At 71.6% G+C, this 14,443-nt stretch carries 13 protein-coding genes and 1 riboswitch; of the genes, 3 read left to right on the plus strand and 10 right to left on the minus strand.

The annotated features are described in order from the left end of the window. Window positions 1–441: 441 nt before the first annotated feature. On the plus strand, window positions 442–2,307 hold the full coding sequence (locus tag ACZ4N5_RS08600; protein WP_467756377.1) for an AAA family ATPase: 1,866 nt from the start codon (window positions 442–444) through the stop codon (window positions 2,305–2,307). Window positions 2,308–2,385: 78 nt separating this feature from the next. Here ACZ4N5_RS08600 and ACZ4N5_RS08605 read toward each other — a convergent pair whose 3' ends face one another. The 9 genes from ACZ4N5_RS08605 to ACZ4N5_RS08645 all read right to left on the minus strand — a co-directional run bounded on the left by ACZ4N5_RS08605 (window position 2,386) and on the right by ACZ4N5_RS08645 (window position 9,926). Further along, window positions 2,386–3,474 carry a hemolysin family protein gene (locus ACZ4N5_RS08605; protein WP_467756378.1) on the minus strand — a complete coding sequence of 363 codons (1,089 nt, stop codon included), beginning with the start codon at window positions 3,472–3,474 and terminating at the stop codon, window positions 2,386–2,388. Further along, window positions 3,471–4,802: a hemolysin family protein gene (locus ACZ4N5_RS08610; RefSeq protein WP_467756379.1), complete on the minus strand. Its 1,332-nt coding sequence runs from the start codon at window positions 4,800–4,802 to the stop codon at window positions 3,471–3,473. Before ACZ4N5_RS08610 ends, ACZ4N5_RS08605 begins: the two co-directional genes overlap by 4 nt. A 197-nt stretch (window positions 4,803–4,999) precedes the next feature. Then, entirely contained in the window at window positions 5,000–5,467 is a 468-nt protein-coding gene (locus ACZ4N5_RS08615; protein ID WP_467756380.1) for a PH domain-containing protein, read from the minus strand. Window positions 5,468–5,481: 14 nt separating this feature from the next. Beyond that, complete coding sequence (gene hisG, locus ACZ4N5_RS08620) at window positions 5,482–6,339, minus strand: ATP phosphoribosyltransferase (RefSeq protein WP_467756381.1); 858 nt, start codon at window positions 6,337–6,339, stop codon at window positions 5,482–5,484. An 85-nt stretch (window positions 6,340–6,424) separates the two neighbouring features. Continuing rightward, the gene (locus ACZ4N5_RS08625; RefSeq protein ID WP_030038616.1) at window positions 6,425–6,697 is read right to left on the minus strand and encodes a phosphoribosyl-ATP diphosphatase; all 273 of its coding nucleotides are present in this window, start codon (window positions 6,695–6,697) and stop codon (window positions 6,425–6,427) included. Between the two features lie 34 nt (window positions 6,698–6,731). After that, complete coding sequence (ribH, locus tag ACZ4N5_RS08630; protein ID WP_328556700.1) at window positions 6,732–7,217, minus strand: 6,7-dimethyl-8-ribityllumazine synthase; 486 nt, start codon at window positions 7,215–7,217, stop codon at window positions 6,732–6,734. 107 nt (window positions 7,218–7,324) lie between these two features. Continuing rightward, complete coding sequence (locus ACZ4N5_RS08635; protein WP_467756382.1) at window positions 7,325–8,662, minus strand: bifunctional 3,4-dihydroxy-2-butanone-4-phosphate synthase/GTP cyclohydrolase II; 1,338 nt, start codon at window positions 8,660–8,662, stop codon at window positions 7,325–7,327. Next, the gene (locus ACZ4N5_RS08640; protein WP_467756383.1) at window positions 8,659–9,294 is read right to left on the minus strand and encodes a nicotinamide mononucleotide transporter family protein; all 636 of its coding nucleotides are present in this window, start codon (window positions 9,292–9,294) and stop codon (window positions 8,659–8,661) included. Before ACZ4N5_RS08640 ends, ACZ4N5_RS08635 begins: the two co-directional genes overlap by 4 nt. Next, the gene (locus ACZ4N5_RS08645) at window positions 9,291–9,926 is read right to left on the minus strand and encodes a riboflavin synthase (protein WP_355839453.1); all 636 of its coding nucleotides are present in this window, start codon (window positions 9,924–9,926) and stop codon (window positions 9,291–9,293) included. The genes ACZ4N5_RS08640 and ACZ4N5_RS08645 overlap by 4 nt, the downstream gene beginning before the upstream one ends. Window positions 9,927–10,079: 153 nt before the next feature. Then, window positions 10,080–10,210: riboswitch (FMN riboswitch) on the minus strand. Window positions 10,211–10,575: 365 nt separating this feature from the next. Here ACZ4N5_RS08645 and ACZ4N5_RS08650 point away from each other — a divergent pair. After that, window positions 10,576–11,505, plus strand: a complete 930-nt coding sequence (locus ACZ4N5_RS08650; RefSeq protein WP_467756384.1) for an RNA polymerase sigma-70 factor — start codon at window positions 10,576–10,578, stop codon at window positions 11,503–11,505. A 337-nt stretch (window positions 11,506–11,842) separates the two neighbouring features. Then, window positions 11,843–12,592: an SDR family oxidoreductase gene (locus ACZ4N5_RS08655; protein ID WP_467756385.1), complete on the plus strand. Its 750-nt coding sequence runs from the start codon at window positions 11,843–11,845 to the stop codon at window positions 12,590–12,592. A 507-nt stretch (window positions 12,593–13,099) separates the two neighbouring features. On the opposite strand, the gene ACZ4N5_RS08660 is transcribed toward ACZ4N5_RS08655, so the two are convergent. Continuing rightward, on the minus strand, window positions 13,100–14,332 hold the full coding sequence (locus ACZ4N5_RS08660; RefSeq protein WP_467756386.1) for an ROK family transcriptional regulator: 1,233 nt from the start codon (window positions 14,330–14,332) through the stop codon (window positions 13,100–13,102). Window positions 14,333–14,443 lie beyond the last annotated feature (111 nt).

Here is a 14,443-nt window from a genome sequence, read left to right on the forward strand (position 1 = left end):
TGCCTGAGTCGCTCAACTCTGCTTGACCAGGGGGCCGTACAGGTCTTACGTTCTGAAGGAGCGGCCTTCGGGAGCCGCCCCTCAGTCGCGAAGCCCCCGGTTGTTCCCCCGTGATCGGGGGCTTCGTTCTGCCCACATCCTCTCTTTCCGGACGCCACCCGGCGCGATTCGCTCACCCTGGGTCACCGCCTTCAGTGCGCCCCATATGCTCCCACCTCGTGGAACGGGGTGTGCGGCACCCTTCGGCAGGCCCATGAACCGCAGGTACGATGCCTCTCGGTGCGACCTTCGGACGGCTGCTCTGCCGCACCGCTTCAACTCCCGTCCGTGGCACAGTCGTTCGACCAGAGCTGCCGACGGGCACCGGCCCGACGGCAAGGGGGGTGTCCTGATCCGCGAGACACTCCCCGACCATCGGGGGCACGGTTTGTGGGGGACGTGATGGACTTCGGCACGCAGGGCCCCGAGGCCCCGGCCGACCTCGCCTGGCTGCGGGGTGTGGACGCCTACACGATGGGCGCCTACCCGCAGGCGGAGGAGGAGTTCCGCGCCGCGGTCCGGATGGACCCCGGTATGGCGGACGGCTGGCTCGGACTGCACGCGCTACGGGTGGACACGACGACCGCGCTGCTGCGCATGTTCCGGCACCGGGACCGCTTCGGCGAACAGCGCTCCCGCCACCGGCGCACCCTCAACTCCTGGTACTGGCTGGGCTGGTGGGTTCAGCCGGTGCTGGAGAGTCCGCGCGACCTACTGCTCGCGCACGCCTCGCACTGGCTCGACGGACGTCATGTGCCCGAACTGGACCGGGCGTTGGCCGGCCTGCCGCCGGTCGACGCGGACCACCAGGTGCGGTTCCTGCACGCGTGCCGCGCCTATCTGGTCAAGGACTGGGAGCAGTTGGTGCGGCACACCGATCCGCTGATCAACGATCCCATGCTCGGCATAGAGGCCGGACTGTTCGGCGGCATGGCGCGGGTCCGGCTGGAGATGTACGGGCAGGCCGAGCCGCTGCTGTCGTCCGCGCTGATGCGCTGCCGAAGCGAACAGCCGCAGCGCAAGGAACTGCGGTACTGGCTGGCCCGCGCACACGAGGGCACCGGACGGTCCGCCGCCGCGCTGCCCCTGTACCGGGCGGTGCACCGGGTCGACCCCTCTTTCATGGACACCTCGGCGCGGCTCGCGGCCATCTCCGAGGGGGACGGGTACGACGACGCCGCGGCCGACCTCGCGGCGATCACGCTCGCCGGGATCGGGCAGGACGTGCTGGAGGGCCCGGACGGCATGGATCCGCTGTGGGGCTCCGAAGGGCGCGACCTGAGGCTCTCGGAGCCCGACCCCTCGCCGCCCGGCGGACTGCCTGCCCAGACCGACGGCTTCCGCGAGAAGGCCGTGGTGCCGGTGCAGCCCATGCCCGCGGGACCGACCGACCCCGCCTTACTCGAAGAGGCGCTCGCCGAGCTGGAACGCATGGTGGGCCTGGAGCCCGTCAAGCGACAGGTCAAGGCGCTGTCGGCGCAGTTGAACATGGCCAGGCTGCGCACCGGGCAGGGCCTCCCGGTGCAGCCGCCGAAACGGCACTTCGTCTTCTCCGGCCCCTCCGGCACCGGCAAGACCACGGTGGCCCGCATCCTCGGCCGGGTCTTCTACGCGCTCGGGCTGCTCGGCGGCGACCACCTGGTCGAGGCCCAGCGTGCCGACCTGGTCGGCGAGTACCTCGGCCAGACCGCCGTGAAGGCCAACGAGCTGATCGACTCGGCGATCGGCGGGGTCCTGTTCGTGGACGAGGCGTACTCGCTCTCCAACTCCGGCTACGGCAAGGGCGACGCGTACGGCGACGAAGCCCTCCAGGTCCTGCTGAAGCGGGCCGAGGACAACCGCGACCACCTGGTCGTCATCCTCGCCGGATACCCCGAGGGCATGGACCGCCTGCTCGCCGCCAACCCCGGCCTCTCCTCTCGCTTCACCAGCCGCGTGGACTTCCCCTCCTACCGCCCCCTCGAACTGACCTCCATCGGTGAGGTGCTGGCCGCCGAGAACGGCGACATCTGGGACGAGGAGGCGCTGGACGAACTGCGCTCGATCGCCGGGCACGTCGTCGACCAGGGCTGGATCGACGAACTCGGCAACGGCCGCTTCCTGCGCACCCTGTACGAGAAGAGCTGCGCCTACCGGGACCTGCGGCTGTCGGGATACCCCGGCACACCGTCGCGCGACGACCTCTCCACGTTGCGGCTGCCCGACCTCATGCAGGCCTACGGGGAGGTCCTGTCGGGACGCGGCCCGCAGGATCCGTCGGCGATGTGAGAAGGCCCCGGTTCCGCCGGAGCCGTACGACCGTCACGGGTCGCACGGCCGCCGGGAATCCGGGGCCGACACTCACGATCAGCTCGCCAGCGCCTCCTCGGGGGCCTGGCTGGGGCGCGGCTCCGCGACCCGTACCGGCGCGACATTGCGGTGCGCGGGGTCCCGCACCTCGCCGACCAGCAGTTCCAGGACGTCCTCCAGGGTCACGAGGCCGAGGACCTTGCCGGAGGCGTCGGCGACCTGGGCGAGGTGGGTGGCGGCGCGGCGCATCACGGTGAGGGCGTCGTCCAGGGGGAGTTCGGACCGCAGGGTGGTCATCGGGCGCCACATCTGCTGCGGGACCGCACGCTCGGACTCCTCCAGGTCGAGGACGTCCTTCACATGCAGATAGCAGCCCATGAAGGCGCCGTTCTCCGCGACCACCGGGAACCGGGAGTACCCGGTGCGCGCGGTGAGCGCGACGACCTGGCCCGGGGTGACCGAGGGGTCCACGGTGACCAGCGAGCCGCTGTCGAGCAGGACGTCGGTGACCGGGCGGGAGCCGAGTTCCAGCGCGTCCTCCAGGCGCTCCTGTTCCTCGGGGTCGAGAAGGCCCGCCAGTCCGGAGTCCTCGACCAGCCGGTTGAGCTGCTCGCTGGTGAAGACCGCTTCGACCTCGTCCCTGGGCTCGACCCGGAACAGCTTGAGGATCAGCCGCGCGCAGGCGCCGAGGCCCACCGTCACCGGCCGGCACACGCGTGCGAAGGCGACCAGTCCCGGACTGAGCCAGAGGGCCGTCTTCTCGGGCGCGGCCATCGCCAGGTTCTTCGGGACCATCTCGCCGATGACGAGGTGGAAGAAGACGACGAGGGCGAGCGCGATCACATAGCCGAGGGGGTGGATCACCCCGTCCGGCAGATGGACCGCCGCGAAGAGCGGCTCCAGCAGACGGGCGACCGTGGGCTCGGCGACCGCGCCGAGCGTCAGCGAGCACATGGTGATGCCGAACTGGGCCGCCGCCATCATCTGCGGGAGGCGCTCCAGGCCGTACAGGACCTGCCGGGAGCGTGCGGTGCCCAGTGGTTCGATCTGGCTGCGCCGTACGGACACGAGCGCGAACTCGGCGCCGACGAAGAAGCCGTTGGCGAGCACCAGCAGGCCCGCGAACAGGAGTTGGAGCATGCTCATCGGACGGCCTCCGGGGCGAGCGCGGTCCGCACGAGGCGGACACGTTCGGCACGGTAGTGCCCGACCTGTCGCACCACGAGGCGCCAGCCGGGAAGCTCGGCCTTGTCGCCGGGGGCCGGGATCCTGCCGAGCAGGTCGGCGACCAGGCCCGCCACGGTCTCGTACGGTCCCTCGGGCACGTCGAGGCCTACGCGCTGCAGGATGTCCACCCGGCAACTGCCGTCGGCGTCCCAGGCGGGCCTGCCGTCCTCGGGGGGAGCGGCCGCGAGCTCGGGCGGTTCGCCCAGCACGTCGTCGTGCTCGTCGCGGACCTCGCCGACGAGTTCCTCGACGATGTCCTCCAAGGTGACCACACCGGCCGTGCCGCCGTACTCGTCGACGACGACGGCGATCGGCTGCTCACTGCGCAGCCGCTCCAGGAGGGGCTGCACGGGCAGCGTCTCCGGGACGAGCAGCGGGGCCTGGGCGATCCGGCCGACGGGCGTGCGCAGCCGGTCGCGCGACGGGATCGCGAGGGCGTCCTTGAGGTGCACCATGCCGACGATCTCGTCGATCCGCTCCCGGTAGACGGGGAAGCGGGACAGACCGGTGGCACGGGTGAGGTTGACCACGTCCTCGGCGGTGGCCGACGACTGGAGCGCGCTGACCTTCACCCGCGGCGTCATGACGTGCTGCGCGGTGAGGTCGGCCAGCGACATCGCGCGGACGAAGAGGTCCGCGGTGTCCTGCTCCAGGGCGCCCGCCCGGGCCGAGTGGCGGGCGAGGGAGACGAGTTCGCCGGGGGTGCGGGCGGAGGCCAGCTCCTCGGCGGGTTCCACGCCCAGGGCGCGGACGAGCCGGTTGGCGACCGTGTTGAGCGCGGCGATCACCGGCCGGAAGAGACGGGAGAAGACGTGCTGCGGGCCGGCGACGAAGCGGGCCACCTGGAGCGGCTTGGACACCGCCCAGTTCTTGGGCACGAGTTCACCGATCACCATCTGCACGGCGGAGGCCAGCAGCATGCCGGTCACCACGGCGAAGCCGGGCACCGCGCCATCGGGCAGCCCGACCGCCCTGAACGGGCCGTCCAGCAGCTGGGCGAGCGCCGGTTCGGCGAGCATGCCGACGACGAGCGAGGTGATGGTGATGCCGAGCTGGGTGCCGGAGAGCTGGAAGGACAGCTCCTTGAGCGACTCCACGACCGTACCGGCGCGCTTGTCGCCGTCGGCGGCGGCCTTCTCCGCCTCGGGGCGCTCGACCGTGACGAGGCCGAACTCCGCGGCCACGAAGAAGCCGTTGGCGAGAATCAGCAGGAACGCCGCGCCAAGGAGCAACAGGGGGATGGTCATGCCGCCGCCTCGCTATGTCGGAAGGGGGCGGCGCAGGTACTACAGGACGATCCGTCCATCGCTGGAGGGAGTCACTCCTCGGGTAGCAGGGGGCCTCTGAGAGCTGGAGCACATCGGAGGCGGAGGCGCGATGAAAACGCCTCCGCCAACAGATTAATCAAGACATGGGCCCTCAGGGCAGGGTGGAAGGCCGAGAGTCAGCCTTGATGTTCGCCGCGATGCCCGTCGGGCTCGCGGATGCCCCGGGCCGAAGCCAGGGCGCGCAGGGTGCGGGCGTCCTCGATGGCACGCTGTTTGGCGATGCCCGGCTGGATACCGAGCACCGGCAGGCTGGTGCCGTCACTGAGGTCGAGGAACACCCACGGGTCGCCGGGGCGCAGGTTGACCTGGAGGATCTCCGCCCAGTCCAGGTGCCGGCGGCTCACGATGTTCACGACGGTGACACCGCTCTCGTCGGCGACGACCTTGGGCCGCGAGAGCAGCACGAGTACCCCGAAGAGCAGCGCCGCGGTGAAGATGAAGCTGAGCTTCTCCCCCGGGCCGAGTTGCTCCAGAAGCATGGCGACCGTGGTGATGACCACAAGGATCGAGGCGCCCGCGGTGAGCAGCACGGCCCGGGTGCGGGACGGGCGGAAAGTTGCGGGAAGGGAGGGAAGGTCCGACATGTCCGTGGATCCCGTCAGAGCCGGCAGGCGTGGATGGCCGTGGTCAGGATGGCCCGCGCGCCGAGCGCGTACAGGTCGTCCATGATCCGCTGGGCCTCCTTGGAGGGGACCATGGCGCGGACGGCGACCCAGCCCTCATTGTGCAGCGGCGAGATGGTCGGCGACTCCAGGCCGGGAGTGAGCGCGACGGCCTTCTCCAGGTGCTCGGCGCGGCAGTCGTAGTCCATCATCACGTACGTCCGCGCGACCAGGACGCCCTGGAGCCGGCGCAGGAACTGCTGCACCTTGGGCTCGGCGTCCTCGGCGCGGTCGGCCCCGACGCGGCGGATGACGATCGCCTCGGACTTCATGATGGGGACGCCGAAGATCTCCAGGCCGGCGTTGCGCAGCGAGGTGCCGGTCTCGACGACGTCCGCGATGACCTCGGCGACACCGAGTTCGATGGCGGTCTCGACGGCGCCGTCGAGGTGCACGACGGAGGCGTCGATGCCGTGGTCGGCGAGGTGCTTGGCGACGATGCCCTCGTAGGAGGTGGCGATCGTCGTGCCGTTCAGGTCCGCGATGCCGTTCGCGGTGCCCGGCTTGGCGGCGAAGCGGAAGGTGGAGCGGGCGAAGCCGAGCGGGAGGATCTCCTCGGCGTTGGCCCCGGAGTCGATCAGGAGGTCGCGACCGGTGATGCCGATGTCGAGACGGCCGGAGGAGACGTAGATGGCGATGTCGCGGGGGCGGAGGTAGAAGAACTCGACCTCGTTGTTCGGGTCGACGATCCGCAGTTCCTTGGACTCCCGGCGCTGCTGGTAGCCGGCCTCATGCAGCATGTCCGCCGCAGGTCCTGAGAGGGAACCCTTGTTGGGGACGGCGATGCGCAGCATGAGGTCGGCTTCCTTTGCTCGAGGTTGTTCAGGAGTGGGTGGGACGGGTGGACGTGCTCGGTGGGGGCGCTGCTGAGACCGGCCCCTACAGATGCGCGTACACGTCGTCGAGGGAGATCCCGCGCGCGACCATCATCACCTGGACGTGGTAGAGCAGCTGCGAGATTTCCTCGGCGGCGGCGTCCTTGCCTTCGTACTCGGCGGCCATCCAGACCTCTGCGGCCTCTTCGACGACCTTCTTGCCGATGGCATGAACGCCCTTGCCGACCAGCTCGGCGGTGCGCGAAGTGGCGGGATCGCCCGTGGCGGCCTTGTGCTGGAGCTCGGTGAAGAGCTCCTCGAACGTCTTATTGGACATGGTGGCCCTCAGCCTACGCGCTCGCTGCCGTCCCTCAGTGCCAGGGTTCGGATACTGAGCGGAGGGTGGCCGCCGTCGCCACGGCGGCCGTCACCGCCTCGTGCCCCTTGTCCTCGTTGGAGCCCTCGATGCCCGCGCGGTCCAGGGCCTGCTCCTCGGTGTCACAGGTGAGCACACCGAAGCCGATGGGGACGCCGGTGTCGATGGAGACCTGGGTGAGGCCCTGGGTGACGCCCTGGCACACATACTCGAAGTGGGGGGTTCCGCCGCGGATGACGACGCCGAGCGCGACGATCGCGTCGTAGCCGCGGCCCGCGAGGACCTTGGCGGCGACGGGCAGCTCGAAGCTTCCCGGGACCCGCAGCAGGGTCGGCTCGTCGATTCCCAGCTCGTGCAGGGCGCGCAGCGCGCCGTCGACGAGACCGTCCATCACCTTGTCGTGCCACTGTGCCGCGATGACCGCGACCCGCAGATCGCCGCAGTTGCGTACGGACAGTTCGGGTGCACCCTTGCCGCTCACGTCTCTCCTTCAGTCCCGCTGTGCTGTATTACCGATGATGCTGTGTTGCCGATGGTGCTGTGTTGCCGATGACGCTGTGCCGTGCCGGTGGTACCGGTCGTGCGGTGTCACTGGCTCCCGCAGGCCGACACGGTCGTCGCGTCGAGCCAGGGCAGGTCGTGTCCCATCCGGTCCCGCTTGGTCTGCAGGTAGCGCAGGTTGTGCTCGCCCGCCTCCACGGGCATCGGCTCCCGCCCGGTGACCCGCAGGCCGTACCGGAGGAGCGCGTCGGTCTTGTCGGGGTTGTTGGTCAGCAGACGCAGGCTGCGGACGCCGAGGTCCTCCAGGATCCGCGCGCTCGCGCCGTAGTCCCGGGCGTCGGCGGGCAGGCCGAGTTCCAGGTTGGCGTCGAGGGTGTCCCGGCCGCGTTCCTGGAGTTCGTACGCGCGGAGCTTGGAGAGCAGGCCGATGCCGCGCCCCTCGTGGCCGCGCAGGTAGACCACGATGCCGCGGCCCTCGGTCCGGATGCGCTCCATGGACGTCTGGAGCTGGGGACCGCAGTCGCAGCGCTGCGAGTGGAAGACATCGCCGGTGAGGCACTCGGAGTGGACGCGGACGAGGACGTCCTCGCCGTCACCGATCTCGCCGTGGACCAGGGCGACGTGCTCGACCCCGTCGGCGGTGGAGCGGTAGCCGTACGCGGTGAACTCGCCGAACGCGGTGGGGAGATGGACCTCGGCCTCACGGCGGACGGTGGGTGCGGCGAGGGCCGCCCCGGTCTCGACCGACGTAGCGCGTTCGGTGGAGCGGCGGTAGGCGATCAGGTCCTCGATGGAGATGATCGTCAGGCCGTGCTTGCGGGCGAAGGGGATCAGCTCGGGCAGCCGGAGCATCCGGCCGTCCTCGCCGGCGATCTCGACGATCGCTCCGGCCGGGCGCAGGCCGGCCAGCCGGGCCAGGTCCACGGCGGCCTCGGTGTGGCCGTTGCGGGCCAGGACGCCGCCGGGCCGCGCGCGGAGCGGGAAGATGTGGCCGGGGCGAACGAAGTCGTCGGCCACCGACGCACCGTCCGCGAGGAGCCGCAGGGTGGCGGCCCGGTCGGCCGCCGAGATACCGGTGGTCACCCCGTGCGCCGCGGACGCGTCCACCGACACCGTGAACGCGGTCTTCATCGACTCGGTGTTGTCGTCGACCATCTGCGGCAGGCGCAGCCGGTCGAGTTCGTCGCCCTCCATGGGCGCGCAGATCAGCCCGCGGCACTCGCTCATCATGAAGGCGACGATCTCGGGGGTCGCCATCTCGGCGGCGACGACGAGGTCTCCCTCGTTCTCCCGGTCCTCGTCGTCGACGACCACGATGGGACGGCCGGCCGCGATGTCGGCGATGGCCTGCTCGACGGGGTCGAGCGCGAAGTCCGAGACATCTTGATCGTGCCCGGTGCTGTACCAAACCGGCGCCGTTGTCATGCCGGGGCTCCTTCCAGGACGGGCTGCCCGGCCTCACGGGAGCGCAGCCACCAGTCGCGCAGGCCCCACAGGACGAGCGCGCCGTACAGGACGTAGACGAAACCGGAGAAGGCGTAGCCGTTGGCGAAGTTGAGCGGGACACCCACCAGGTCGACCAGCAGCCAGGCGAACCAGAACTCGACCATGCCGCGGGCCTGCGCGTACATGGCGACGATCGTGCCGACGAAGATGTAGGCGTCGGGCCAGGGGTCCCAGGACAGCGTCGGGTACGCGTGGAACAGCGCGCTGACCGCGAGGGTGCCCACGGCCGCGGCCCCCACCATGTACGCGCGCTCGCGCCAGGTGGCGAACCGTACGGAGATGCGCCCGTCCTTGCCCTCGCCGCGGTTCCACTGCCACCAGCCCCACAGGGCGACGACGATGACGACGACCTGCTTGCCGGCGCTGCCGGTGAGGTGGCCGAAGAAGGCCACGAAGAGGATGACGCCGGAGAGGAGCTGGACGGGCCAGCTCCAGAGGGAGCGCCGCCAGCCGAGCGCGAGGGCGATCAGACCGATCACGTTGCCGATCATGTCCGACCACTTGATGTGCTGGTCGAGGAGGACGAAGGCCTCGGAGTTGAGCCAGTTCACCGCCCGGCCCCCTGGACGCCGGGCGGACCGGCGGGCTGCTCGCCCCGGGCGCCGAGCAGTCGCTCGACGTACTTGGCGATGACGTCGACCTCGAGGTTGACCGGATCGCCGGGCTGCTTGCGGCCCAGCGTGGTCAGGTCGAGGGTGGTGGGGATGAGGCTGACGGTGAAGTAGTCCGGGCCGGCGTCGACGACGGTCAGGCTGATGCCGTCGACCGTGATGGAGCCCTTCTCGACCACATAGCGCGAAAGGTCGGCGGGCAGCGAGATCTTGACGATCTCCCAGTTGTCGGACGGCTTGCGCTCGATGACCGCGCCGGTGCCGTCGACGTGTCCCTGCACGATGTGGCCGCCGAGGCGCTCGCCCACGGCCATCGGCCGTTCCAGGTTGACGCGGGAGCCCACGGTGAGGGCGCCGAGGCTGGAACGGTTCAGGGTCTCGGCCATGACGTCGGCGGTGAACTCGTCGCCTTCGTGCTCGACCACGGTGAGACAGACTCCGTTGACGGCGATGGAGTCGCCGTGCTGCGCGCCCTGCGTGACGACGGGGCCACGCAGCCGGAAACGCGAGGCGTCGTCGAGCATCTCGACGGCGGTGACCTCACCCAGCTCTTCGACGATTCCGGTGAACACTTCCCGGGTCCTCCTGCCTCATAGGGCACGGACTCCGGGGCTGTCGATGACGACAGAATGAGCGGACCGCGGCACACCGGGAGCGACGCCGAAAGGTCACTCGTCCCGCAGGACGAGAAGCGACAAACGGCAGCGCGCACGGATGCCCGCCCGCCGCGCACTGCCTCCCATCCGGACTTTAACCGTCGGTCCAGGAATTTCACCTGGTCAACCGGCCGCTGGAAGCGACCGGGTCGCGGACTGTAACCGCCGGTTCGGAATTACACCGACCCCGGAGTGCGCTGCTTCTGGTACAGGGCCAGTGTGCCACGCCCGGCCGACGGCCATGCGGCGGCACCCCTGTGGGGTGGCTCACAGCCGACCGGCATGGACTTCCGCGGAACCGTTTCTCCGGTCAACTTCCATCGCGACGCGCGACCTTGGGCCGTACCACGCGACCCCGAAATTGGTCCATACCTATTGACGCTATGGTCTAGTCCTCTTAGTGTCCTCGATCAAGACTGCGTGATCATTCATCGCCGGTCCCCCCACGATCGACCCGGCGGCGGTGACGAAGGCCCTTGCCCCGCCGCCGGGTCCCCCAGCCGGCATCTGCGGGCCCCGGGCACCCGCGCGGCCGCGAGTGCCCGGCCTCTGCCACGCTGGAGGCGTGACGACGAGCCTCGCCGACGAGTTCGAGACGTACCGGCCGCGCCTGTTCGGGCTCGCGTACCGGATGCTCGGTTCCGCCGTCGACGCCGAGGACACCGTTCAGGACGCCTATCTCCGCTTCAGCGGCGCCGACCGCGCGGAGGTCGAGCAGCCCGGCGCCTGGCTCGCCAAGGTCGTCACCAACCTCTGCCTCAACCGGCTGACCTCGGCCCGCGCACGGCGCGAGCGGTACGTGGGGCCCTGGCTGCCCGAACCGGTCGTCACCGCGGACGACGCCCTCGGCCCGCTGGAGTCGGCGGAGCAGCGCGACGCCGTGTCCCTCGCCCTGCTGGTCCTCCTGGAGCGGCTCACCCCGACCGAACGGGCCGTCTACGTGCTGCGGGAGGCCTTCGCGTACGGCCACCGGGAGATCGCCGACGTCCTGGAACTGACCGAGGCCAACTGCCGTCAGCTGTACCGGCGGGCGGTGCGACGGGTCGCCGCGCCGAAGGCCCGCTTCGAGGCCCCTCCCGAGCAACAGACCCGGCTCGTCGCCTCGTTCCTCTCCGCTGCCCGCGAGGGCGATCTGGCCGGTCTGGAGCGGCTGTTCGCCGCGGAGGTCGTCTGGTGGTCCGACGGCGGCGGCAAGGTCTCCGCGGCACTGCGGCCCGTCGAGGGTCGCGAGAAGGTGCTGCGCTTCCTGGCCGGCATCCTCGGCCGGGCCGCGGCGGACGGCGTCGGCCTGTCGGTGGCCGAGGTCAACGGCCGCGACGGACTGATCGCCCGCGGGCCCGAGGGCGCCGACGGGGTCGCCGGTGTCAGCGGTGTCATCGGCGTTGTCGCCTTCGAGGCCCACGACGGCGTGTTCACGCAGGTGCGCGTGGTGATGAACCCCGACAAGCTGGAGTTCGTGGGGCGCCAGCTGGCGCAGGCCCGGAACCCGGGGTGAGCGGAGCGGCGAGAGCCGATGGGCCGGACGCCGCGGCGGCTCGGCTGTCGCCGGTTCCGCCCGTCTCGCCGGCTCCGCCCGCGTCGCCCGGTTCTCCCCGTGCCGCCCGGTTCTGCCCGCGCCGGGTTCGTGGCCGCCCGTTCCGCGCGCACAGGCCCGCGGCCGTCCGGCGGCAAGATTTGCGGTCATGGCCGCGCGGCGGTTGCGATCGTGGTTCCGCGCGGGTTGCGATCATGGTCCCGCGCAGGTCGTTGTCACATCCGCGCGGGCTGTCCGGTCTCAGTTGGTGAAGGGCGCTCCGGCCGGGAGCGTCCGAACGCCGAAAGGACTGAACGGCATGACCACAATCCTGGTGACCGGCGGCACCGGAACCCTCGGCCGGCTCGTCACCGAGCGACTGCGGGCGGACGGCCACGAGGTGCGGGTGCTCAGCCGGCACGCGCAGCCGTACGCCGTCGATCTGCGCGAGGGCGGCAGCGGCCTGGACGCGGCCGTCACGGGGGTGGACGCGATCGTGCACTGCGCGACCTCACCGCGAGGAGGCGACGAGCGGGCGGCCGCGCAGCTGATCGCGGCCGCGCGCCGGGCGGCCGTCCCCCATCTGCTTTACATCTCGATCGTCGGCGTGGACAGGGTCCCGTTCGGCTACTACAAGACCAAGTGGGCCGTGGAGAAACTGATCGAGGAGTCCGGGCTCGGCTGGACGATCCTGCGCACCACCCAGTTCCACGACCTCGTCGCCCAGGTCCTCGGCGGCCTCGCCAAGCTGCCCGTACTGCTCCTCCCCGCCGGGATTTCCGACCAGCCGATCGAGGTCGCCGAGGTCGCCGACCGGCTGGCCGGACTGGCGGCCGGGGCACCCGCGGGGCGGGTCGAGGACATGGGCGGGCCCCAGGTGCGCACGCTCCGTTCGCTGGCCGCCGCCCACCTGCGCGCCACCGGGAAGCGACGCCCGCTGCTGGACGTACCTCTGGCGGGCAAGGCCTACCGGGCGTTCCGGGACGGGCACCACCTCACGCCGGAGCATGCCGTGGGGAAGGGAACGTTCGAGGACTTCCTGAAGGCCCGCTCCCAGAACACGCGCTGACTCCCCCGGTGGGCTCGGGGCCGCCGGCTCGGCGGCCCCCGCCCCGGCCCGCCGGCCTCGGCTCGGGGACCGCCGGAAGTCCGGACCGCCGGGCCACCAGGATTTCTCCGGATCCGGACCGCCACGCCGACCCGGGTCCTGTGGACCCCGGCCCACTCCCCCACCGGGTCCGGCCGCCTCCGCCTTGGCCCGGCAACCCGGGGTCCCCTAGACCCCGGCCCCATCACCCCACCAGGTCCGCCGGCCCCAGCCTTGGCCCGGCACCCCACCCCGGGTTCCCTGGACCCCGGCCCGGGCCCGGGCCCCATGACCCCACCAGGTCCGCCGACCCCAGCCTTGGCCCCGCACCCCACCCCGGGTCCCCTAGACCTCGGCACCCCACCCCGGGGCCCCAGCACCCCGGCCGGGCCATCACCCCACCAGGGGTCCGCCCGGATCACCCCACCAGGTCCGCCGGCCCCCGCCTCGGCCCGGCACGCCGCCCGGGGTTTCCGTGCGCCCCGGGACCTACCGCGACGACGGCGGAGCGAACAGTTCGTCCTGGGCGCCGTCGCGCGCGGTCAGGAGGGCGCCGCGCAGCACCGCGCCTCCGCCCAGCGTGCTCGCGCGCACCTCGGTCGGGAGCGGCGACATGCGGACGAGCCGTCGTTCGACCCGTGCGGCGAGCACGGCGCCGCCCGCCTGGCCGACCTCGCCGCCGAGGACCACACAGCCGGGGTCCAGTACGGCGATGACGGAGGCCGCCCCGATGGCGAGCCGGTCGGCGAGGGCGTCGAGGAAGCCGGCGGCCTCCGGGGAGTCGGGTGCCGCCACCGCCTGTCTCACCAGCGCCGCGGCGTGCGGTTCGTGGGCGTCCGGCACCGCCGAGACGCCGTGCTCCGCCGCCAACGCCGCGACCGCCGCCGCCCCGGCCAGCGAGTGGAAGCCGCCCTCGCAGTCGGTCGCCGAGGGAAGGGTCGTGGTGCCGGGCACGGGCAGGAAGCCGATCTCCCCGGTGCCTCCGGAGGCACCGCGGCGCAGGGCGCCGTCGAGGACGACGGCGGCGCCGGTGCCGTGGCCGAGCCACAGCAGGACGAAGGTGTCGCGGTCGCGGGCGACGCCGTCGCGCTGTTCGGCGAGGGCGGCGAGGTTGGTCTCGTTCTCGACGAGGACGCGGGCTTCGGGGAGCCGTTCCTGGAGGGCGGCGATCAGGCGCCGGTGCCATGCGGGCAGGGCGGAGGAGTCGCGGAGTTCGCCGGTGGCGGGGTCGATCAGGCCGGGCGCGCCGATGCCGACGGTGTGCAGCCTGCCCCACCCCCGGACGGGTTCGCGCGGGGGCGTCGCCCCGAGGGTCCCCGCCTCCTTCGCCACCCGCTCGACCAGCGCGACCGCCTGCTCCACCGCCGGTCCGGTCCCGGTGTCCCCGCCGATCGGCACGGACGCCTCGGCCAGGACGTGACCGACCAGGTCGGACACGACGACGGAGACTCCCTCCGTACGGACGTCCAGTGCGGCCAGGTGGGCGCGGTCCGCGACGATCCCGTAGACCCGGGCGTTCGGGCCGCGCCGCTGCTCGCCCGATTCCCCGACGACCGTGACGAGACCGGAGGCCGTGAGGCGTTCGACGAGGTCGGCGACGGTCGGCCGGGACAGTCCGGTGAGCTGCTTCAACCGCCCTGCCGTCAAAGGGCCTTCCTGCTGCAACAGCCGCAGGGCGAGCCGGTCGTTGATGGCCCGTGCGGTGCTCGGGGATGCGGGCATGCCGGGAATCCTCCCAGATCGGCAGGGCCGCCCGGTGGGCGGGCGGCAAGCGGTCATCTATCTATCAGGCAGGGTTCCTGATAGTTTACGGCGGCGGAACGGGGAACCATC

The organism is Streptomyces sp. NPDC026500, from assembly GCF_055567635.1.